This window comes from Paenibacillus aurantius, from assembly GCF_032268605.1.
Taxonomy (GTDB): Bacteria; Bacillota; Bacilli; order Paenibacillales; family NBRC-103111; genus Paenibacillus_AO; species Paenibacillus_AO aurantius.
Genome location: NZ_CP130318.1, coordinates 5,428,186 through 5,449,611 on the forward strand (window position 1 = coordinate 5,428,186; position 21,426 = coordinate 5,449,611).

The following is a 21,426-nucleotide window of genomic DNA, read 5'->3' on the forward strand; positions in this document are numbered from 1 at the left end:
TTCCGGAGCTTTCTCAGAGCTTTTCGAAACTCTTTCGAAGCTCTTTCGAAGCTCTTTCGGGCTCTTCCGGAACTCTTCCGGTCACTCCCGTCCAGCCCCCCTACTCCCGCCTCTCCTCCCGCACCGGCAGGCAGCAGATCGGGATCCGCTCCCTTTTCACCTCCGGGAACTCCGCTTCAAACCAGCCCTCATAAGCAAAAATCTTGCCGAACCGCGCATTGCTCACGTTCACCTCGATCCGGAAGCGCTCCTCCCTCTCGTCGTACCACTCGCACACGTCGGCCGTTCCCGTCAGGCTGTCCGGGAACCGGAAGCCGAGCCAGCGCTCATAGAAGCGCTGCTCACCCGACCGGAGCCGGAGGCCGCCCTCCGGCGTGGCTTCCATCTCGATGTCCACCGCCAGATGCTGGTGCGTACCGAGGTAATCCACGATCCGGCCGCGTTCCCGGCTGTAGATCATCGTCGCGTCGAACCGGCGTACCCGGCCCGGAAACCGGTACGTGCGGATCCACGTTACCGTTTCGCGGCCGAACGTATCCGTGTACGCGTAATTCTGTATGGTGAACGGGATGTTCCGCCCCCCTTCCGGGAACAGAATGTGCCGGGTCGTGCCCAGGTACAGGAAAGGAAAAGCAAAACGCTTCGCATACCAGATCCGCTCCATCACACCGCGTCCGATCGAGGCGGTATGTGCTCCGCTGTGCAGGCCGAATCTTTTCTGAATCTGCGGATGCAGCCGCCGGAAGTCCGAGCCGAGCGCCTGCTCGTATATGGATGGCATGAACCTTCTCCTCCTTCCTAAGGGGCGGTTAGCCGCCCGGGCTTCGCCGGCAGCGGGAGGCAGAGGGCAGGTCCCTCCGCGTCCACAAGGCGATCAAGGCAAGCCCCGCCATCGACACGTTGAGCGAGACGGGATTGAACGGGGCCGCGAGCACCATCGGGCTGCTTACCGCGGCACCGATCAGAAGCAGGACGAGCCCGGCGAGGTCCGCGTAATACAGCAGCCGGCTCCGGTGAAACCTCCAGTGAAGTAGGCCGAACAGGATCTCCCCGATCCCGACGGCTGCGAGGACCGCCGTTTCCTTCCCGGCAAAGACGCTTCCCAGCTCGCCCAACAGTTCCCGTTCCCCCGTATAGGTGAAAAGCAGCTTCGGCACCAGGCCGTGGTAAATCCAAAGGAACGTGAGCAGGAAGACGGCTGTGTAATGGATGAGGCTTCTCTGCAGCGACACCGCCGGGGCGATTCCCCTCTCGATCCACAGCCGGAGGCAGTCGAAGCTCCAGGCGGTGGCCCAGCCCATGAGCGGGCGGAAAAGCAGCCGGTCCACCAGCCGGCCAGGCAGACCGAACCTCGTCCGGTAGTCGTAGCGGGTGAGGAACCGGACGACACCTTGCGACTGGTGGGATGGTTCCGGCTGAACCGGCCCGACCGGAGCCGCAGGGCCTCCGGATGCGGCTAACGGGGAGACGCTCCCCTCGAAAGCACTCGCAGCCGAATCCCCATCGGCTCGTGTTCGGGCGGTTTCTTCCGCTGACCCAGATGCCTCAACCGAAGTTCCTCTCGTTCCTCCCGATGGACTCCCCTCCGCCGGCCTCTCCCGCTTCCCGCCGGAATCGGAATGTCCCCCCTCCGGATCAGCCAGCGGGATGTACTTCCAGTACCCCGCTCCCTCCCGGATAAGGGACAACGCCTGCCCCGAGCCGAAGCGGAGCGCGGAGGTGCGCTCTCCGCCCGGACCCTCGACGACGGCTGTCGTCTCCCCGTCTCCGCGGATGCGCAGCCCGAAGCCGATGCGGGTTTCGTACCGAAACCGCTGGGGCTCGTGCTCTTTTTCCTTCGGAAGGTACCGGATGTCCGTAAACCGCAGGTCCCATTCCCGGTGCTTCTCGGGATTCTGGGTATAGTCCCACAGGCGGTCCATGCCGCCCCGAATGTCGATTTCTACATAAATCGGTCTGCTCTTGGCCATAAGCCCCGGCCTCCTTGCTGTAAAGGTTACGAATCGATAAAACGCTCGCGGATATCGGGCGTCGGCACAAGGCAGCTGTCCGTCCGGCCGAACCAGCGGTAGCGGTTGCGGGCGATCCGGTCGTAGACGAAGTCCCGGATGGGGCGCGGCACGGCCAGGAAGAGAAGCGCCGGGGACCAGACGCCCCCGAGCTCATGCAGCACGCGGAGGGCCGCCGAGGACTTAATGTAGGTGCGCTCCCCCCGGACCATCACGAAGGTGTCCAGCGCATCCGGGTCCAATCCGCTTCCAAGCAGCAGCCTCCTTCCCGTCTCCGACTGCAGGGAGGCAAAAACGAACTTCCCCGCCCGGTCGCGAGGGATCACGAAGCGGATCACGAAGCTGCATAGGTTGCATACACCGTCATACAGCAGAATGGCCTTCTCCGTTTTCTCCATTGCCGTTCCTCCTGTCCTCCGCCACCGCTTTATGGATTGTTCTTCCTCATTGTACCCGTCCGGCGGGGGTTTTCTAAGTTCTATCTTTTATAGTACCCTGTCCGAACCCCCGCGGCAAAACGGCCCCGGAATAACGGAGAACGGTTGGGCCCGTTCTCTCGTTCCCTTTCTTGTCCTCCTGTTTCCCCTCCGATGAGCAGGGAGATGCTATACTGAAGAAAAAGAACACAGAGGAGGAACCCGGAGATGGATCGGCTGGCGCAGCAAATTCAATTCGTGGTGGAGATCGACAAACTGAAGCAGGTGGTGCGGCGGGCCCGTCTGATGGACAATTCCCGCTATGAGAATGACGCGGAGCATTCCTGGCACCAGGCGGCGATGGCGATGGTTCTTGCCGAGCATGCCAACGACGCGCAAGTGGACCGGTTCCGCGTCATGCGGATGCTGGTCATCCATGACCTGGTGGAGATCGATGCCGGCGACACCTTCGCCTATGATGTGACGGGGCACCTGGACAAGGCGGAACGGGAGCGGAAAGCGGCCGACCGGCTGTTCGGCATGCTGCCTTCCGATCAGGCGCAGGAGCTTCGCGGGCTGTGGGACGAGTTCGAGGAGCGGGTGACGCCGGAGGCCCGTTTTGCCGCGGCATTGGACCGGTTTCAACCCCTGCTGCACAACTACCACACCCAAGGGCACACATGGAAAAAATTCGGAATAACGGCTGAGATGGTCCTCAGCCGCAATGCGTCCATTGCCGAGGGCTCCGAGGCTCTCTGGGCGTACGCCCAGCGGCTCATCGAGGAATCCGTGGAAAAGGGCTATCTTCCGGAAGGCAAGCCGGCCGCCGCCGGAAACTGAACACGGGGCTGCTTCTTCTGGTGATGGAGGCTCCGACCGTTCTTTATTCACATGGCGAGTGGTTTCCCGCCTAAGTGATTGACGGCATTAAAAAAGGACACGCCTGGTCCAAACGGTTCCCGAATCCCGGTTCCCGTTCGACCAGAGCGTGTCCTTCTCTCTTTCCTTACCCGTTCAGCAGAGCGAGCGCGTCACGGCTTAAATAATCCGCGGCTTCCTTGGTAATATGCTTGCCGCTCTGGGCCTGAACCTCCTTCCGAAAGCCCTGCCAATCCTTCTGCTCCAGCTTCGCGAGCAGGCTCTTCTTGATCCCGGCATTATCGATCGCTTGATCATCTGCGAACCGGTTGACCAGCTCCTGAAGCGAGGCCTGGCTCGCTTCCGTCTGGAACCGGATGGTCAGCATGCTCCGGTTTCCCGCCCTATCCTCTGCCGTGATCGTAAGGGTGTGACTTCCGAGCTCCAGCAGGTAGAGCGGAATGCGAGAATCCGGGGCGTAAGGCATCCCGTCCAGCAGGACGGAGGTCTTCCCCGGCTCCACTCCGGATACGGAATCCGTTACGTGAAGCCCAAGCGCCAGGTCGGTGCTGTCGGCATAGACGGCATCCGGCCCGACCCCGGAAGCTTCGATAGCCGGCCCGGCTGTGTCCAGCTTGATGGCAAACGTCCGGACTTCCTCTTCGTTACCGGATCGATCCGTGGACCGAAACCTCCAGTCGTACGCTCCCCCGGCCTCCACGGTAAGGGCTCCCGTATAGCGGAGCCAGGTCACGCCTCCATCCGGACTGTACACGGTGTCCGCAACGCCGGAGCCTTCATCGGATGCCCCGAGACGGAGCGTTACCGGATGAACGTACCAGCCGTTCGCTCCATCCGGATCCGCCGGACTCAAGTCAGCGGTGGTGACGGGCGCGACCGAATCGGGTACGGTCAGGGGATAGGAGCCTTTTGCTTCCCCATACCGTGCCGTCAGGACGGCCGTCCCCGGAAGATGGGCCGTTACTTCTCCCTTCCCGTTGACCTCGGCGATCTTAGAATCGCTGCTTTCGAAGGTTACCCCCGACGACAGCGTTCCGTTCGTTCCGTCCTCATAGACGGCCGTCACGACGGCCGTTCGGGTTTCTCCCGCCTTGATGCCTGATAAGCCATCGAGGGAAAGCCCGGCAGCGGCCGGTGCCTGGTCGTCCATCCGGCTTAAGGTGATGCTTCCGGTTCTCGCGATCAAGCCTAAGTACCCGGGCTCAGACAGGGCATTCGTCTTGTCGGTATCGACAAAGTCGAAGACGTCCTTTCCGTCCACCTTCATGACAAGGCGTACCCCGTTCTCCTGCCGGAACGTCCCCACCTGCACGCGGCGGGTCTCGTTGTAAGGAAGCATCGTATTCGGGATTGCGTCCCCTCCGATGCTCGGATACCCGGCCAGATTGCCGTAAATGACGGTCCGCTTGCCGCTGTTAAACCGGTGGAGCTCGATGCTGCTGCCGGAGATGACGACGAGGTAGGTGTTTCCGTTGGAGTAGTTCACCTCGGAGCTCGGGTTGCCGAGCGAAAGCGCGTACCAGCTGCCCGAGCCGTTGATGGTCATGTTGAAATCGAGCATCTCGTTCAGGAACATCCGGTCCTTCTGCACGGCATAGCCTCCGGCCGTAGCCAAGGTCAGGCTGCCGGCTCCCGCCCGGATGCTTCCGCTCTCCGTTCCGTTAATGGCCCAGGAATCCTCCCGGTCGATCTCGGATCGCAGCTTGTAATCGTCGGCCGTGGCGGAATCCACGACCTTGTACAGGTAATAACCGGAAGCCGAGGTATGGGCGTAGTCCCCTTTTATCGTGAGGACTGCCGTACCCGCTTGATGGGCGGTAAGCCGTCCATCCTCGGTGACCGTGGCCACCTCGGGGCTGCTAGACAGGAATTCCGTTCGGTCCAGGGGAACCTCATTGCCGAAAAGAGTATGGCCCAGGGCCTTCAGTTCCCTCTCCTCTCCCGGAGCCCCATACCGGACATGGGTAGCCTCCCCTTCGAGCCGGACCTCCGACAGCTCATCGTCTACATACACGTCGATGGTGACCGTTCTCAGCATGGTGCCGTTCAGGATGCTGATGTCCACCTTGGTGCTCCCCCGGCTGATTCCGGTGACGCGGCCCTGCCCATCCACAGCGGCGATCTCCGGCTGGCGCGAAGCATAGTACACCCGGCTTGCACCCAGGTCCAGCGTCTCATCCTTGCCTCCCCGGCTGTGGATGGAAATCGTTTCGGCCGACCCTGATTTGAGATTAACCGGATCGGCGGACAACCGCGGAATGATTCCCTCCGCCACATCGCGGAAGGGCGTCTGAAGCCCCGAGTTGCGGATGACGGCAAGCGCTTCTTCCGGCCAATTCGCATCCGGCACGACATGCGTATTCTCGAAGATGGCATTCGTCCCGTTGTTAACATAATACGGCTGCGTCGTATAGTTCTGGTTGAAGAATTGATCGTGAATGGTCGGCAGCCATACTTGGGCCCACCTTTGGGCTCCGTGCCACGGCGGCGTGTTTTTCAAGTCGATCACGTTACGCTCGTATTTCCAGAACGCGGAGCCCTGGTCGGCGTACAGCACGGCACTGTCGTTCATTTGGTTGCGGATGTAGTTGCCCGACACGACGTTGGGGTCCTGAACGGAAGCTCCGGTTGTTCCGAGGCTGTAAACGGCTCCGCCGTCTCTCAGTCCCTTGCCGAGCAGGTCATAGATCAGGTTATCCTCGATATGAACGTTGCGGGTGACGGGATCGAACTTCGCATCCCAGCCGTACCCGATATGCGTGCCACTGTAGGGAATGGAGAAAATTTCATTGTGCCGGATATCCATATCGACCGGAAACCCGGCCGAAATGGCCGACGCCGATTTGTAGTCCGCCCCGATATCATGAATGAGGTTGTTGGTGACGTCGTTGTTCTTCATGATCTTGCGCGGATCGGCGGGGTGGTACACCTCGGGATCGCTGGAGTAAGGCTGGCCCACGGTAACGGCGCCGCCCGAAATATCATAGAAATGATTGCCTTCGATCAAGCTGTTCTGGACCCCGTTATCCATCCGGATCCCGGTTATTCCAAGCTTGGTGAACGTATTGCGCTCAAAATTCACCGTGTTCGCCAGCTGAAGCATGATGGCCGCGTCCGGCAGCGTATCCCGGGTACCCGGATAGCGCAAATGATTGTTCTGCGCGTCGGAATGCCCGGCCGGCGTGCTCGGCCTCATCCAGGTCGTATAAGTGAATTCCAGGCCCTCGAACTGCAGATTGCGGACCGGCTCGTCAACCGAAGCGCCTTGAATGTCCATCAGCCGTTCGAGGACAGGGGCTACGACGGATGCCGTCGACAGATTCTCCCAGGCGCGCGGCATGTAGTAAAGCATACCGGCCGTCCGGTCGTAATACCATTCCCCCGGCTGATCGAGGAGCTCGTAGGCGTTCTCGTAATACACGGGAATGGTTGCGGAGGTCTGTCCCCGGTTGGAAATGGCCGTCCAGGCCTCGGGGTCCAACGTAATCTGCGCCTTGCCGCTGTCCGCCGTTATGGATTGGACGCCCGCCCGGGAGTTGGTCCAGGCATCCTCGAAGACGAATTCGAGGTCTTCGACGTTGCGGAACCCGGCGAGAGCGGGATCGTCCGAGGTATACCCGGCTGCCGTCTTCACCGGATTGGTCAATCCGGATTCGCTTCTTGCCCTTACGGCGCGGACTCCATCCACGAAGAGCTGTCTCGTCTGCAGGTCATGCCCCACATAGGCTTGATACACCGTTCGGGCTTCGTTATGGGGCTCCCAGCCCCGGATGGTCTGTCCGCCGCTGATCACCGCTTTCTCGCCCGGGTAGCTGCGGTAAGTGACGAAAAATCCGTTCCGGCCGGAGTCCCCCGGTCCGAACGTCAGGGCACGGTCCAGCGTATACGTTCCCGCCCGCAGGTTGACGACGATGTCTCCCTTCATCGCAGCGCTCAGCGCTCTAACTGCTTCCTGGGCCTTCGCCACGGTGCGGAAAGGGGCCTGTTCGGTCCCGGGATTGGAGTCGTCTCCCGCCGGCGAAACGTAAAGCTGCTGCTGGATGCCGCGGCTGACCACGGTTACCGCCGCTTCTCCGCGAACCTTGCCGTCGGGAGTGGAGGCATAGACCACAGCCGTTCCCGGATAGATGCCCGTCACTTCACCGAATTCGTCTACTGTTGCTACCGAGGGATCGGCACTTTCCCATTTCACGGTCGTATCTGTGCTATTGTCGGGGGTGACCACCGCCTTCAACAGCGTTCTCGAACCGACCGGGACGTTAGCTGAGGACGGAATGACCGAGATGCCGCTAACCGGAACCTCGTAAACATTCACCGTTACGCTCGCGGACGGAATGGCTTCGTTCGGCTTGGCCGTAATCGTCGCTCGCCCCGGTGCCAGCCCGGTCACCCGTCCATTGCCGGTGACGGACGCAATGCCGGGCTGGTCCGAAGACCAAACGGCACTCTGGTCCGTTGCATCGGCCGGGTCGAAAATCAAGGGAAGCGCCAGGCCGGAGCCGGCGGCGATGTCATAGGAGGGCTGCTCGAACTGGACTGAGACGGCGGGCTTGTAAGAGCTCATCCGGAACTCATCGAAGAAGGCCGCTCCGATGCTGTCCTTATAGATGCCCAGGTAGAAGGACGAAACGTTCCCGCCTGCTTCCATCGGCTCTCCGGATACCTTCGGTTCCCCGTTAATGGACAAGCTGAAAGTGTCCTGGTCCGTATCCAGCATCAGGCGGACCTCATACCACATTCCGGCGGTATAAGGTTGGATCGGCGTCCAGGAGGTGGTTCCCTTCTTCATGTAAGTGAACTGGCCGTTGTTCAGGCTGAATTTCAAGAGCGAGGTGCTTCCGCTCTGCGGCGTCGGCAAATAAATCACCGCATCGGTCTGCTCCGCCCGGACCCGGTAAGACATCGCCAGCTTGGAGGTCGTGCCGGCGACTGCTTTGCTGATATTGTAGGAAGCGGTGGACTTCCCGTTCTTCTGCATTTCCAGAACCTTGCCCGGTGTGCCGGACAGCTCCTCCACCGTGGCTTTCACGATATACGGGGAAGGGGCGGGGGAAACGGCGGCGGGGGGCTTAGGCACCGTCCAGCCGGGAGGGCTTTGGCCCGTGGGATAGGCGTCGAACGTCTCGGTGAGGATATCCCCGGTTTCGGCACGCGCCACGGGGGCGGTCATCGGGACCAGCTGCGCCAGCAAAAGAACACTTGCCATGAATGCGCTTACTATCCAACGTAAGCAGGCATGATTTTTCAACAAGTTCACCTCATTTTCCTTTAATCGGTACGGCTTGACCCCTTAATGGCTTCCTCACTCTTCTGATCTTCCTTGCGATTCAAGTGGTAGTCTGTAACCATATCCCTCCTTTCGCCAACGGCCGCGCGGTGGATGGCGCGGAACGGCCTTCTCTACCCGTTACCGGGAAAACCGCTCCGCCGCCGCCTCGCGGCTATCAGGCAAACCGTTCTTCCCATACCGGCTGCATGCGTATAGCCAGCTGCTCTCCCATCTGCATATGGCCGTATGGTCCGGGATGGATCATATCGCAGGACAAGCCCGACAAGTCCTGGAGGATCTCATCCCCCGGGATCAGGTGAAGATTCGGAGAAGCCATTCGGCTGACGTGCCCGGCCAGAATCCGGTTATATTCCCTCTCCCTGCGTCCGGCCTCACTGTCGGCCCAGGTGGCGAAGTTCGGATAAACGGTGACCAGGAAGAACGGTTTATCCGGATGCCGCTCCAGCATCCTCCGCAGCAAATAGTCCGTCCGCTCCGCAAAGACGTCGGGGGGGAAATGGTCCCTCATGTTGACGCCAAGCTCCAGCAGGGCGGCGTCCCAGCCCTCGGATCGGGAGAGATAGTCCGCCATCTCGGGCTCGCAAAGGCAGGAGCCGCTCATTCCTTTGTTGAAGAGATCCGCCTTCAGCCGCCTGGCCGCCTGATCGATATACGTAAGGGGATAGGTACCCAGTCCATGGGTGATGGAGGATCCATAGGCGAGCAGGCGGACCCCCGGGGTTTCTCCTGCCTGCGGAGGCCGGACGGCTTCTCCGAACGTGTTCCATTCCAGGAATACGCCCTCGGACCGTCCGAACACCACCCTCCATACCTCCGGCGCAAAGCCGCAGGCGGTCAGCTTCTCCAGGTCCATTCCCGCTAAACGGACGGGCCGCTCCAGATGCAGCGTCTTCGGGATGCCGGCAGGCATAGCGTGCGTGGAGTGCAGCAGGCCGCCCCGGTAGACGTACACCTCCCCCGCCCGGTCGGGCAGGAGAAGCGTCAAGCGGACATGGGCTGCCTCCGTGACGAAACGGAGCTCGCAGCCCGTCGCCTCTTCCGAGATAAACCGCCCCCGGTCGCCAAGCGCATGGCGGACCTCTCGTGGAAACCGGTAAAGCTTCACTCCCCCAAAGCTGCGGCTTTCTTCGAGCTCGGCCGTGTTGTGAAATTCGATGTGGTCATGCCGCATTCGGCTTCCTGCTCCTTTCTTCTGAGAATGGGACCTCCCTTACAGCCTGACTTCCGCCAGGTCGTGCTTTAGCCCCTCTACCAGCATAAGCAAAGCCATGGACTGCCCGTAAGGCATGGGGCACAGGGGAATGTCCTTATAAGCCTGCAGCGTTCTTCCCATGCCCGTTCCATAGGAGACGCCTCGTACTGTCCCGTCGGGATCGATCTGGTCGAGAACACCATGAAAAGCGCGCCACGCCATGGGCTCAAAATCGCGGCTCAGATAGCCGCAGCGGATGGCCTTCAGCAGGCCGTAGGCAAAAGCCGCCGTGGCCGAGGTTTCCTCGTACGAAGAGGGATCGTCGAGAAGCGTATGCCAGCGGCCGCTTGGCGCCTGAAGGGGCCGGAGGGCTTTCGCCTGCCGTTCGAGCGACCCGCACAGGAACAGGCTCACCCCCGGGGGCGGCTCGATCATATCCAAATAATCCACCAGCCCCGCGGTATACCAGGCATTTCCCCGTCCCCACAGCGCCTTCGCGAAATGATGGCCCTCCTGAAACGTCCACCCGTGAAAGAACAGCCCCGTTGCCGGGTCGGTTAAATATTTCAGATGAACCAGAAACTGACGGACACTTTCGTCCACGCAGGCCGGATCATTCGTAAGCACGCCGTACCGAGTCAGAAACAAGACCGTCATGTACAGCGTGTCGTCCCACAGCTGCCCTTCGTTCAAACCGCCGGAAACGATATGCTGCAATCCTCCTTCTTCCGTCCGCGGCATTTCCTTCATAACGAATGCCGCTCCCCGTTCCAGAAGCCCCCGGTACGACTCCTTCGGGCGGAGCTCGTTCAGATAGGTCAGCGTGAGCAGAGGGCAGATCGTATTGACATTAAGAGGGGGAACACCCTCCTGCAGACGGCGGTCGAACCAGTCTTCCAGGTAGGCCAGGACGGCCTCCTCGCCCGTTTCCCGGTAATACAGAAACAGGGAGAACAAGCCGACCCCCTGCGGCCATTCCCAATTGTCCATGGAAATAATCCCGATGGGGCACGTTTCGACGATCTCTTCCGGGGACAGGTTCTTCATCTTGTCGATCACCCGGTCGATCCGTTGAAGAAGCTCTTCCCGATTGAGCGATGCCATGGTCACCATAGTCAGCTCCTTCCCGTTAGATGTGGATCCAGCTCAAGCCGGACGGAAGAAATTCCGTCCCCTTGCAGGGCAAGCCGGCGGATTCGCTGGTCATCGGTTCGCGGCGTCTCTCCGTCCCGCTCCCACCGGTCTTGAACCGTGATGCCCTGCAGCCATTCCGCAGGGGCAGGGGCTCCGGAGAGCTCGTGCTCCCGGATGACGAGAGCCCAGGCGCTCTCCAGACGGGCGTGTACCAACGGGCGTTCCTCCCCCCGGTACAGAATCCGGCGGATTCGGAGGGTGCCCGCCTCATCCTGCTCCCATTCGAGTTCACCTTCCGCCACGGCGGCGGACATCCCGTTCGATACGATACCCTGAAGCGCCGTCAGGGCCACCGTTACCTCCGGGTAACGAAGCAACAGCCAGCGGTGCCGGGATCCATCTCCGCCCTTGACCTCAACCGTCTCCACGTGGTGACGGAAGCGATGGACGATCCATTCGTCTGTGATCTCCTCCGCCCGGTTGTGAAGGCCCGTCAGGCTGCGGACCGCCAATAGAGCATTTCCTTCCTGGGCGCAGTGTGTCTCCACCTCGGGATAAGGCGGGTCCCCGAACAAAGCTGGATTCAGGTAACCATGGGGATACGACTCAGCCGGATGGGTTCGCGTCGCCCCCTTCTCCCGGACCGTCCACCGCAAATAGCCGACCTGCTCGCCGTCCACGCTGAAGCTGGCGGGGAACGACTGCCAGCCGAGTCCCCAGGTTGGCCACTGGTAGCAGCCCGCGAGAACCGGGAACCGGTTCAGGCTGCCCAGGCGGGCATGGGAGCCGATCCACGTATACGCCTCGGCATCGTCCATGACCCGTTCCCGCCGGATTCTCGGCACCGGCTGCTCCGCCCTCTCCGGAAGGCCGACCGCCTTGGCGGTATGACGCGCATACAGGGCTAGCGCCGGCACCATCCACAGATCGGGGAGCTCCGGGGCCGGGGCATCCCCTTCCCCGTAACCGGCCATCTGCCAAGCGGCGCCGGGCCGCTCCACCTCTCCCTGGAAGTTATAGCTGCGGATGGTCGGGACGAATTCGTGGCGGTCATGGAAGCGGATCAGCTCGAGAAGCCCTCGGATCTCGGCGTACAGTTCCTGCGCCAATGGTTGATGGGCGTCCTTCAGGCAGTATGCCGCCAGCTGCAGGGAGCTGAGAATGATGCCCAGGTAGCCCAGGCTCATGTTCTCGCCCCATCCCCAGCCGCGCCGTCTTGTGTAGTCGAGCCATCTCCGGAAGAAGGCCGTGCCTTCTTCGAACCGTTCCGCGTGGGCCGTCAGCTTGGCAAGAGCGAGCAGCAGAGCGCCGTCGCTGATGATCTTATTGGGGTAATACAGGCTGGGCTCGCGGCATTCCCGGGCGAACCATTCCCGGGCCCCCTCCATCATCCCTTTCAAGATGGGACCGTGGGCGTCCGGCACCTGCTCCGGATTAAGAAGGACCGCTTGGACAAGCGGGCTCATAATGAAGAAGGCCGCATTCGTGTCATGAATCGCCGTCTCTTCCCGGTACCAGCGGAACCCTCCGAAGAATTCGGACGCCCTGTCCTTTTCCTGCAGCAGGGAAAGCTGATGCAGCATGGCGGAGCCCTCGGCTCCCATTCTTCCGGACAATAAGCCGGCCGCGTAATACGCGGCCGTTTCCCTTCCCGGGTGCACCTCCGGGAAAGAGGATGCCTCCCTCGTGTGACCGGGCTTGGTCAAGGTGATCAACCCGTTGTTCCATCTCGCCTGCCGGGCCCACCGGTCAAAGGCCTCGGCGGGGACTTGCTGCTCCGTTTGCTTCATACGAGCTTCTCTCCTTACTGGCTTTTTGGCATTTTGTACATGTCTTCCTTCAGGAAGGCTTTGTCCTTGTTCTCGGCGTACCATTTCGTATACCACTCGTCGACCTGCTTGCCTCCCGACTTCTCCCATGTGGACTTGGCGTCCGCGAGAGCCTGATCCACTTTGTAGGAGCTTCCGCTGACGATGGCCTTATTGATCGTATCCGTCATGGTCTTGGTCGCGTTCGTGACGATCAGCTGCAGATCCTGCGGAAGGGTCGGCATATGCTCGCCGCTTGTAATCTCGGCGATGGGACGGGCCGGATCGAGGTAAGCCTTCTTCGCCATATCGATGATCTCCAGGAATTCCTTCTCCAGCGGCTTGGACGGATCCAGCGTGCTGGCATAGCTCGAGCACTTGCCCCACGTAGCGGAGAAATTCAGCATCTGGAAATCCCCCGTCCAGCTCAGCTCCTTCTTCTGCCGGTCCTTGTCCACGATGACTTCCGGGCAGCCGTTCGCCCCCGTCTTCCAATGGGTGCCTTCCAGCCCTTTGCTGAGGGTCTTCTGGGTGCTTTCCGAAACCAGGAAGTCGACGTATTTGACAACGGCTGCGGGATCCTTCGCGGTCGCGTTGATGACGGCCGTCATCTGAACCGGGTTCTGGATGACCGGGCTGAACTGGCCGAACGGGCCCTTGGGCAGCTCGATGGGGATCATTTTGGACTCCGGGTTGTTCTTGCGCATGGCCTCCAAAATTTGCATGCCGGGGGTTCCCCCGCCGCCGTTTACTCCGTAGAAGCCGAGCTTGCCGTTAATGAAGTCCTGCTTCGCCTTCTCCCCGTTCTTATCCGCCAGAAAATCTTTGTCGATCAGGCCCTCGTCATACATCCTCTTCTTGAATTCCGTTGCCGCCTTCAGTCTCTCCCAGTCATGAATCAGGGTGCCGTTCTCCACCACCCGGGTGACATTCTGGAACATCGCGTCGGTCACCATGCCGGTAACGAAGCTGAGGCTGTAGCCGTACGTGTCCTTCTTGCCGTTGCCGTCCGGATCCTGCTCGGTAAAGGCTTTGATGACCTTGTACAGGTCGTCCGTCGTCTTCGGAACCTCGAGGCCGAGCTTCTGCAGCCAATCCTGTCTTACGTACAGCACGTGGTTAGTGGACAGCCCCAGGATGCGTCCGAATTCGTACAGCTTGCCGTCCGGCTTCGTTCCTATTTTTTTGAGGACGGGATTCTCTTCGAGCAGCTTCTTGTAGACCGTGCTGTGCTTGGCGATCAGGTCGTCAAGCGGCATGAGCTGCTTCTGGTTGTACAGCTGGTTGCGGTAGCCGGTATCGAACTCGAAGATGAGATCGGGGGCGCTGCCCGAGGCGAACAAGGTATTTAGCTTTGCCTGCGACTCCCAGCGCGGGATCGCGGTAAACTTGACGGTGGCCGGTCCGTTCTCGTTGATCCAGTCGGTCCAGCGGTTCTTCTCGATCGTTCCTTCCTCGGGAGGTACCGTTCCCCGGTCGTAAATCGTCTGGGAAATGACCGGCTTCTTGGCCGGATCCTTGCCCTCGCCCTTCACCTGATCGTCCTTGCCGGTCGAACAGCCCGCAGCCGCCAGAGCCGTAAGCAGGACGGTCGCCGTAACCGTCATAACGCCTGATTTTGTTTTCATGGACCTTGCCCCCATTTTCGTGGATTGGTTGAACCTGTCTTTCTGCACGTGTTCGGGCCTTTCCTGCACGTGTTCGGGCCTCTTCCCGCCCAACGGGATCGGACCGTAGTTCCCGCGTCACCCTTTGACCGCGCCGATCATCACCCCTTTGACAAAATATTTCTGCAGGAACGGATAGACAATCAGCATGGGGACGATCATGACCAGAATACCGGCTGTCTTGATGCCCTCGGGCGTCATCTGCTTGATATCGTCCTGCTGGATCCCATTGATCTCCTGGAGCAGGGACTGGCTCTGCACCATTTGCTGAACGAGAACGGTCATGTTGTGCTTCTCGGGACTGTTGATATAGATGAGCACGTTCATGAAGGCGTTCCAATAGCCGACGGCATAGAAAAGAGTAAGCGCCGCCAGAACCGGAAGGGACAAAGGCAGAACGACTTGGGCGAGCAGCCTCCATTCCCCGCAGCCGTCCATACGGGCGGCCTCCTCCATCTCCGAAGGCAGGCCTTCGAAGTGCGTTTTCAAGACCAGCATGTTGAAGGCGCTCACAAGACCGGGCAGCCAGATGGCCCCATAGGAATTGATCAGCCCGAGCGACTTGATGACCAGATACGTGGGAATGAGCCCTCCGCCGAACAGCATCGTAAAGACCACGGCGAGCGTAAGCTTTCTTCTCCAGTAGAAGTAAGGCCGGGACAGCGGATAGGCGGCCATCACCGTTGCCGCCATGCTGAGGACGACGCCCACGACGGTCAGAACGGTATTGTTCTTAAAGGCCCGGACGATCCCGGTTCCCTCAATGAGCGTTCGGTAGGACTCGAGGGTCCAGCCGACCGGCCAGAGCGAGACGGAAGCGGACATTACGGAATGGCTGTCGCTTAACGAAACCGCCGCCACATGCACGATCGGAAGCAGGCAGCTTAAGGCGGCCAAGGCCAGCAGAAGATAATTGACGCTGTAAAAGACTTTTTCTCCCCAAGTAGCTTTCATTGGAATCTCCCTCCTCTTCTACCACAGGCTTTGGCCAAGCCTGCGGGCTATCCGGTTGGCGGTCAGGACTAGAACGAGCCCGATCAGCGATTCGAACAAACCCATGGCGGTGGTCAGGCTGAACTGGGCTCCCTGCAGACCCACCCGGTAAATGTAGGTGCTGATGACTTCCGATATGCCGGAAACGACTGAATTCTGCAGCATGAAGACGTGGTCGAAGCCCACCTCCATGACATGGCCGAGCGTAAGGATGAACATGACGACAATCGTCGAGCTGATGCCGGGTAACGTTACGTGCCAGATCTGCCTCCACTTGCTCGCCCCGTCCAGGCTCGCCGCCTCATACAGATGGGGATCGATGGTCGTCAAGGCCGCCAGATAAACAATCGCCCCCCAGCCGGCCCCTTTCCAGATCCCCGAACCGACGAAAATGGCGATCCAGGACCCATCTTTGTACAGGAACGGATAAGGCTCTCCGAGCCAAGCTTTGACCAGATGATTCACAATCCCGGTTTCCTGCGAGAAGATAGTCACTACCATGCCGCCGACAATGACCCAGGACAGAAAATGCGGGAGGTAGACCAGCGTCTGAACAAGCCGCTTGAACCATTGACGGCGGACTTCATTCAGCAGGATCGCGAGCAGAATCGGAAAGGGGAAGCCGAAAACGATATTCAAGCAGCTGAGCAGGACCGTGTTGCGGATAATGGAAAGCGTCTGCGGGTTGGAGAACAGCTGCTCGAAATTGTGAAGCCCCACCCATTCGCTGCCCCAGATTCCGTCATAGAAGGTGTAATTCTTGAAGGCGATGACCAGACCGGCCATCGGAGCGTACTTGAAAATAATAAAGAATGCGGCAATCGGGGCAAACAGAATAAGGAGTGGAAGGTTCATCCTGAATCGTTTGCGGCGTTCCCGAGCCGCCCGCCCGCCGGCCGCCGCTGCCTTGTGGACATAAGCCGTATGCATGTCGTGCCTCCTTGTGAAGTTCTCTTTTCGTGCCTTAAGCGTAAACGCGTTCCCGGGCCAAGATCAATGAACATGATTCCGGCCATGCACATCCTTCCGGCTGCGGGGACAAACAGACGAAAGAGCCGCATGCCTGCGGCTCTTTCGTCTGTCGGCGGACCGATCCACCATTTTCCGCCTATCCTCGATTCTCCTTCCGGTAGTCCCCCGGCGTCATGCCAACCGCCTTCTTGAAGGCACGGATGAAAGAGAAGGAGTGGAGGTAGCCCACGCTCTGCCCGATGTCCTGGACCGGAAGGTCGGAATGGGCGAGCTGGCGGCGGGCATGCTCGATTCTTACCTGGGCCAGGTAATCGACGAATTTTACCCCGAACTCGTCCTTAAAAAGCTGGCTGACATACTTCGGGTTCATATGGAACTCCTCGCTGAGGTGGGTAAGGGAAAGGTCGGGATTCGCATAATGCTTCTCGATGTAAGCCCGCACCTCCCGGATAATGGAATGACTCGAACGGCTTTCGCGCATCCGCTTCATGGCCTCTCCCGTCTCCGCGAGAATCCGGCGGATGTCCCGTTCCAGCTCCTCCAGCGTATCGAACTGTTCGAGCACCTCATGAAGCGGATCGGCGGCCCCCTTGTACCATAGCTCCTGGAATTCGGGAGGAAGCTCCATCATCTCGCGCTGCAGGTGGTAAAGCAGATAATTAACCAGGTTAACCAGATCCTCACGCGAGAACAGCATGTCCCGAATGCTCCCGAACCAGGCCTCGTATTGAGCCAGCCACTGCTCGTCCCCCAGCCGGAACGACTGGGCGAGCGAACGGATCAGCGGCAAATGGGAGTAAGTTTCCCCTAGGGGAGAGCCTTCCATCTCGTGATAGGCAATAACCCGGTTGATCCCGAGAACCGACCGGTATTTGACGGCTTCCCGCGCCCCCGCGTACGAATCGGGTGCTCCCTCGATGCCATCGACCGGCGGCCCTATTCCGATGGTAACGGTAAACTTGAGATTGTCCGCCACCCAGGCCAGGAGGGCCTCGCTGTACCGGCAGGCGGGACTGCCCTCTTCCGAAGGAGAAGCTCCCACCGGCTCGTGCCACTGGTACAGAATGGTGAGACGGTTCGGGTCGAGCCATTCGGCCCATACCGCCGCCCGCTCCGCCGGCACGATCTCCCGAACGACACTGCTTAGAACGAACTTCAGCAGGTATTGGTCCCGGTGGTTGTATTCCCGGCAAAACTGGCCATATTTGTCCAGCTCGATAACCACCGCTTGAAGCTGCACGAACGTCTCCTTCAGCCCGAGCCGCTGCATTTCACGCCGCCATTCCTCCCCGGAAATGGCCCGGTTGCCTTCCAGCCACTCTTCCAGGAAGTACTGCCTCCGGAAGATCAGGTCTTCCTTCTGCCGTTCCCGGAACTGCAGGGATTGCTCCATCATATCGTCAAGCGCCGCCTCGATGAATTTGAACTCGTCCCGTCCGGCTGCCGGCAGAAGGTCCTGGGTTTTCTCCAAGGAAATGCTCCTCAGCCGCGACAAAACGGATTCGATCGGCCGGTAATTGCGCCGGGTGATGATGACGATGGCCACAATTCCGATCAGAATGGCGAGCGCCCCCACCGCAATGAGCAGCTGTGAGAAGCCGGTAATGAAATTAAACAGGCCGACGTGCGTCAACCCGCTCCGGATCTCCCAGCCGGTATAATCCGAACGGACGACAACGGCATGGGCATCCTTCTCCTCAGGCTCGCCCGGAGCCGCCGTGCCCTGCAGCTGTGCCGTCGACAGCGGCGTACCCTTGCGGTCGCTCAGAACGGCATAGCTGTAGCTCGAATTCATGATCGATTCGATCATCCGCGAGACGTCCACTGTCCGGATATTCACGACGAACAAGCCCTGTCCCCCCGCCACCGGCGGAACCTTCCGGACAAGCGATACGACGGAGGAGCTGGTCTCCTGGTCAATGAATTCCTTGAAGCTCCGTTCGTTCGACCAAGTATCCTTGGAATCCTCCGAAAGAAGCCGGAGAATAAACCCCTTGTCCCCAAACTTGTCGAGCGGCAAAATCGTATTCGACGTCAACACCACTTGATCCGCCTGCCGGTAAAGGTAAATGGAGTCGATGCGGATGCTCTGCACTCCGGTAATGAGATCGCGGAGCAGGGTCGAAGGCTCGTAAACCGAATAAAACGGATTCCCCCCGGAAGGCGGGTAGAAGAATTGGCCGAGCACCGGATTCGATTGGATTTCCTTTAGAATGGCGTCATCGACCGCCTTCAGGGAATTGTCGAGAAGAGCCATCGCATGCTTCGCCGAAGCGATATTGGCTTCCTCCGTCGCCCTCTGGGAGAGGCTGCTGACCGCCAGAATCGAGATGGCAAGCAGCAGCGACGTGATGATGAAGAAAATCGGCAGATAAGACAACAACAGGCGCTTGAACCACTGCTTGCTCACAACCATCCCCCCCGCGGGGGCTTGATGCCACAGCTCCCCCATCTTGATTTCCTCAATCTATCAAAGCCTCCCCTGCATGGTCAATACACACCATTCCTTCCATGCACAATATTCGGCCCCCCCACAAGGCGCTGCCGCCCGCCTTTTTCGAGTCTGGACCTCTTCGGAAGGATAGCTGGCCATGAAGGGGGAAAATCGGGCACCCTCTTATCTTTGGCACAGCCAAAAGGTTCGAATCAAGGCACCCTCTGTCTTTCGCTAACCTAAAAGTTCGAATCAAGACCCCCTCTATCTTTCGTACAGCTCAAAAAGGCCGTCCTCTCCGCCGGAACCGGCGAAAGGACGGCCTTGCTTGACGAGCTTGGAGCAGGGGAGGAAGTCGGCTCCCCCTCCTAGAGAGCAAGGCGGCGTAATGGCAAACCTGCCCTTACCTGCAAAAGGGTGCCGACTCGACGGGGCTGACCTTATCTGCAAAAAAGAGCGGCTCGGCGACTTACCTGGCCTTACCAGCAGAAGGTGGCCGGCTTGGCAACATGCGCGGCCTTACCTGCGAAAAGGTCCCGGCTTGGCACGGACCCAGCCTTACCCGTAAAGGTGCCGGCCTGGCGGCGGGCCAGGCCGGATTCACAGGGGAACCGGCTGGCCTCTGCTCACGGATTCATAGCCGGCCAGGGCGACCTCTGTGGAACGGAGCCCGTCGGTGCCGGTAATCGGCACGGGAGTCTCCTCCAGAAGCGCCTCCACGAACCCTTTGACCATGTAATGATCCATGGAATCCCCCCAGTACGCCCATACTCCCTTGCCGATTTCATCACTATACAGCTCGTTGCTCTGGGCGAAGCCATCGATGGACAGTACACCCTTCGTGCCGATTACCTCCATGGTTACATCGCCCCATGTCGGGAAAGCCTTCGGGCGGGACCAGCTTGTATCGAGTACACCGAAGACCCCGTTCTCGAACTTGACGCTGATCATGCCGGTATCGTCCACCGCCAGGTCCTCGTGAAACCGGGTGGCCGCATAAGCATAAACCTCGGTAACCCGGGAGCCGGTAAACCAGTTCATGAGGTCCATGACGTGGACCGTATGGTCCAGCAGCGCGCCTCCACCCGACAGGCCGGGCTCGATAAACCAGCGGCCCGGCATGGACCCGCGGTTGGTGCCCTTGATGGCCACGATCTCTCCGATGTCCCCGCGGTCCACCGCTTCCTTCGCTCTCACCACCGCGGGCAGGTACCGGCAGGGGAACGCAGTCATCAGTTGGACGCCGTTCTCCGAGCAGACCCGGATGGCCTCTTCCATCTCCTGGACCGATAGACAGAGCGGCTTCTCGCAGAGGACATGCTTGCCGGCACGGGCGGCTTCGGTAATATGCTCCAAGTGATGAACGTTCTCGGAGCAGATCACCACCGCCTCGATATCGGTCTTAAGCAGCTCCCGGTAATCGGCATAGTACGGAATGCCGTGGTGCTCCGTCTGCTTCGCGACCCGGTCCCGGTTCTCGTCGGCAATTCCGGCCACCTTCACTTCCGGAATAGAGACCAGAGCCTGCAAATAGCTGTTGGCATGGCCGTGGGCAAAAGAAATCATTCCGATCTTCAGCTGCTGCATGTCCATCCCTCCTGTCTCTCCTGTCTCGTTTCTTGCAGGCTGACCGCTTTACCGGTCCGCACGGATTCTCGCACCGCAAGGGCGAGCTCAAGCGCCAGCACGGCGTCCTGCGCCGTGACAAGCGGCTCGGAGGCGCTCTTGATACAGTCTACAAAATGCTCAAGCTCCCGGGTATAAGGAGTGACGAAGCCCGGGCTCTGGGGAACCTCTACCACGCCGGCAGGAGAATCGGCTTCCAACCGCCGGATCTGCAGCGACTTCGCCTGCGTGCTGTCGCTTCTCACAACCCCAGTAGAGCCGGCGATTTCCGCCGCCGTGAAGAAAGCTCCGGGATATCCCCAATGCGCCTCCACATTGGCGACGGCTCCGCTCTCAAACACAAGAGTCGCTGAAGCGTACTCGATCCCTTCCGCCTTTCGGCTTAGGCCGTACACGGAACGGACCTCTCCCAGCGTCCAGCGCAGGAAATCCAGGTCGTGGATCATCAGGTCGCACACCACGCCGCCGCTCTTGCTCTCGTCCGCGTACCACGGACGGGCATCGGCGGGATGGCCCCCCGCCCTCTTGGCGTGGGCCGTCCCAATCGTTCCGAGCGCCCCGTTCTCCACGTTTCGCTTCATGTGGACATAGTCCGGGAAGAACCGGACGACATGCCCGATGAACAGGCGGACGTTATGCTCCCGGCACGCGCGGATCATGTCCTCCGCATCCTGAACCTTCAGTGCGATCGGCTTCTCGCAAATGACATGCTTGCCCTTCGCGGCGGCCCGGATGGTAAACTCCTTGTGCAGATAGCTCGGCACCGTAACGCTTACGAGCTCACAGCCCGATTCCTCCAGCATGGCATCGAAGGAATCGTATACGGCTGCCCCCGTTTTGTCCGCGAGGCTGCGCGCTCTTTCCTCCACCAAGTCGTGAACCCCGACCACCTGCATCCCGGCTATGCGGCCGTAGGACCCTCCATGCACGTGTCCCAAACCTCCGCAGCCTACGATGGCTACTTTCACTTCCATCCCTCCCTTTCCTCGTTTCCGGCCTTCGCCGG

The 21,426-nt window shown here is 60.1% G+C and carries 14 protein-coding genes; 1 reads left to right on the top strand and 13 read right to left on the bottom strand.

Annotation, left to right across the window (positions count from 1 at the left end; translation table 11 throughout):
• Positions 1-100 precede the first annotated feature (100 nt).
• Genes MJA45_RS24505 through MJA45_RS24515 form a run of 3 tightly spaced genes read right to left on the bottom strand, consistent with a single transcriptional unit; the run spans position 101 to position 2,407 of the window.
• The gene (locus MJA45_RS24505; protein WP_315604520.1) at positions 101-781 is read right to left on the bottom strand and encodes a DUF4166 domain-containing protein; all 681 of its coding nucleotides are present in this window, start codon (positions 779-781) and stop codon (positions 101-103) included.
• Between the two features lie 28 nt (positions 782-809).
• On the bottom strand, positions 810-1,970 hold the full coding sequence (locus MJA45_RS24510; RefSeq protein WP_315604521.1) for a DoxX-like family protein: 1,161 nt from the start codon (positions 1,968-1,970) through the stop codon (positions 810-812).
• 26 nt (positions 1,971-1,996) lie between these two features.
• Positions 1,997-2,407 carry a thiol-disulfide oxidoreductase DCC family protein gene (locus MJA45_RS24515; protein ID WP_315604522.1) on the bottom strand — a complete coding sequence of 137 codons (411 nt, stop codon included), beginning with the start codon at positions 2,405-2,407 and terminating at the stop codon, positions 1,997-1,999.
• 246 nt (positions 2,408-2,653) lie between these two features.
• On the opposite strand from MJA45_RS24515, the gene MJA45_RS24520 reads away from it, so the two are divergent.
• Positions 2,654-3,265 (top strand): HD domain-containing protein, encoded by a 612-nt coding sequence (locus MJA45_RS24520; protein WP_315604523.1) that lies wholly within the window; start codon positions 2,654-2,656, stop codon positions 3,263-3,265.
• A gap of 166 nt (positions 3,266-3,431) precedes the next feature.
• Here the strand turns inward: MJA45_RS24520 and MJA45_RS24525 are convergent, their stop codons facing one another.
• From MJA45_RS24525 to MJA45_RS24570, 10 genes are all read right to left on the bottom strand, one after another.
• Positions 3,432-8,510 (bottom strand): Ig-like domain-containing protein, encoded by a 5,079-nt coding sequence (locus MJA45_RS24525; protein WP_315604524.1) that lies wholly within the window; start codon positions 8,508-8,510, stop codon positions 3,432-3,434.
• 238 nt (positions 8,511-8,748) lie between these two features.
• Positions 8,749-9,765 carry an SGNH/GDSL hydrolase family protein gene (locus MJA45_RS24530; protein WP_315604525.1) on the bottom strand — a complete coding sequence of 339 codons (1,017 nt, stop codon included), beginning with the start codon at positions 9,763-9,765 and terminating at the stop codon, positions 8,749-8,751.
• Between the two features lie 39 nt (positions 9,766-9,804).
• On the bottom strand, positions 9,805-10,890 hold the full coding sequence (gene bglB, locus MJA45_RS24535) for a beta-galactosidase BglB (RefSeq protein WP_315608097.1): 1,086 nt from the start codon (positions 10,888-10,890) through the stop codon (positions 9,805-9,807).
• Positions 10,891-10,901: 11 nt separating this feature from the next.
• Entirely contained in the window at positions 10,902-12,710 is a 1,809-nt protein-coding gene (locus MJA45_RS24540; protein ID WP_315604526.1) for a hypothetical protein, read from the bottom strand.
• A 14-nt stretch (positions 12,711-12,724) separates the two neighbouring features.
• Entirely contained in the window at positions 12,725-14,356 is a 1,632-nt protein-coding gene (locus MJA45_RS24545) for an extracellular solute-binding protein (RefSeq protein ID WP_315604527.1), read from the bottom strand.
• Between the two features lie 117 nt (positions 14,357-14,473).
• Entirely contained in the window at positions 14,474-15,349 is an 876-nt protein-coding gene (locus MJA45_RS24550; RefSeq protein WP_315604528.1) for a carbohydrate ABC transporter permease, read from the bottom strand.
• Between the two features lie 18 nt (positions 15,350-15,367).
• A complete protein-coding gene (locus tag MJA45_RS24555; RefSeq protein WP_407083173.1) occupies positions 15,368-16,243 on the bottom strand; it encodes an ABC transporter permease in 876 nt (291 codons plus the stop codon).
• Positions 16,244-16,496: 253 nt separating this feature from the next.
• Positions 16,497-18,812, bottom strand: coding sequence for a helix-turn-helix domain-containing protein (locus MJA45_RS24560; protein ID WP_315604530.1), 2,316 nt, complete (start codon positions 18,810-18,812; stop codon positions 16,497-16,499).
• 582 nt (positions 18,813-19,394) lie between these two features.
• Positions 19,395-20,381, bottom strand: a complete 987-nt coding sequence (locus MJA45_RS24565) for a Gfo/Idh/MocA family protein (protein ID WP_315604531.1) — start codon at positions 20,379-20,381, stop codon at positions 19,395-19,397.
• Entirely contained in the window at positions 20,369-21,394 is a 1,026-nt protein-coding gene (locus MJA45_RS24570) for a Gfo/Idh/MocA family protein (RefSeq protein WP_315604532.1), read from the bottom strand. The genes MJA45_RS24565 and MJA45_RS24570 overlap by 13 nt, the downstream gene beginning before the upstream one ends.
• Between the last annotated feature and the right edge of the window lie 32 nt (positions 21,395-21,426).

What these genes read in the sequence shown, in the direction of transcription:
- MJA45_RS24505 (WP_315604520.1), bottom strand. Translation starts at nt 781, where the DNA reads ATGCCATCCATATACGAGCAGGCGCTCGGCTCGGACTTCCGGCGGCTG.
- MJA45_RS24510 (WP_315604521.1), bottom strand. Translation starts at nt 1,970, where the DNA reads ATGGCCAAGAGCAGACCGATTTATGTAGAAATCGACATTCGGGGCGGC.
- MJA45_RS24515 (WP_315604522.1), bottom strand. Translation starts at nt 2,407, where the DNA reads ATGGAGAAAACGGAGAAGGCCATTCTGCTGTATGACGGTGTATGCAAC.
- MJA45_RS24520 (WP_315604523.1), top strand. Translation starts at nt 2,654, where the DNA reads ATGGATCGGCTGGCGCAGCAAATTCAATTCGTGGTGGAGATCGACAAA.
- MJA45_RS24525 (WP_315604524.1), bottom strand. Translation starts at nt 8,510, where the DNA reads ATGGCAAGTGTTCTTTTGCTGGCGCAGCTGGTCCCGATGACCGCCCCC.
- MJA45_RS24530 (WP_315604525.1), bottom strand. Translation starts at nt 9,765, where the DNA reads ATGCGGCATGACCACATCGAATTTCACAACACGGCCGAGCTCGAAGAA.
- bglB (WP_315608097.1), bottom strand. Translation starts at nt 10,890, where the DNA reads ATGGCATCGCTCAATCGGGAAGAGCTTCTTCAACGGATCGACCGGGTG.
- MJA45_RS24540 (WP_315604526.1), bottom strand. Translation starts at nt 12,710, where the DNA reads ATGAAGCAAACGGAGCAGCAAGTCCCCGCCGAGGCCTTTGACCGGTGG.
- MJA45_RS24545 (WP_315604527.1), bottom strand. Translation starts at nt 14,356, where the DNA reads ATGAAAACAAAATCAGGCGTTATGACGGTTACGGCGACCGTCCTGCTT.
- MJA45_RS24550 (WP_315604528.1), bottom strand. Translation starts at nt 15,349, where the DNA reads ATGAAAGCTACTTGGGGAGAAAAAGTCTTTTACAGCGTCAATTATCTT.
- MJA45_RS24555 (WP_407083173.1), bottom strand. Translation starts at nt 16,243, where the DNA reads ATGAACCTTCCACTCCTTATTCTGTTTGCCCCGATTGCCGCATTCTTT.
- MJA45_RS24560 (WP_315604530.1), bottom strand. Translation starts at nt 18,812, where the DNA reads ATGGGGGAGCTGTGGCATCAAGCCCCCGCGGGGGGGATGGTTGTGAGC.
- MJA45_RS24565 (WP_315604531.1), bottom strand. Translation starts at nt 20,381, where the DNA reads ATGCAGCAGCTGAAGATCGGAATGATTTCTTTTGCCCACGGCCATGCC.
- MJA45_RS24570 (WP_315604532.1), bottom strand. Translation starts at nt 21,394, where the DNA reads ATGGAAGTGAAAGTAGCCATCGTAGGCTGCGGAGGTTTGGGACACGTG.